The 253-nt window shown below is 36.8% G+C and carries 1 protein-coding gene; it reads left to right on the top strand.

Features of this window, described 5'->3' with window-relative positions; genetic code table 11:
• Window positions 1-241 (top strand): hypothetical protein (locus tag SB725_RS32615; protein ID WP_410923628.1); only part of this gene is annotated, 241 nt, incomplete at its 5' end.
• Window positions 242-253 lie beyond the last annotated feature (12 nt).

Below are 253 nucleotides of genomic sequence, written 5' to 3'. Positions count from 1 at the left end.
CAATTGGAAAACTGATAACCCTGATTCATTTTTAAAAGCCTTTGATGGAATTGATCCTGCCTCATTAGAAGTCAGTGTGAAAAAGATATCACTTACCATCAACTATCTTTTTGAGGATGAATACGTTCAGTCTTATGCCAGTATCCATCACAATGGCACTGAGGTAGCTGTATATCACTATCTGATTTCATTCAATGGAGAGTGCATTGATGACGTTCTAAGTTGGGAAGTCTTAGATTAGCTTTTTGCTATG

The sequence above is a fragment of the Pseudomonas sp. SIMBA_041 genome (genome assembly GCF_046535095.1).
Taxonomy (GTDB): Bacteria; Pseudomonadota; Gammaproteobacteria; order Pseudomonadales; family Pseudomonadaceae; genus Aquipseudomonas; species Aquipseudomonas mucoides.
Note: the sequence above shows the minus strand (reverse complement) of the source record. Positions and strands in the feature narration are given on the sequence as shown.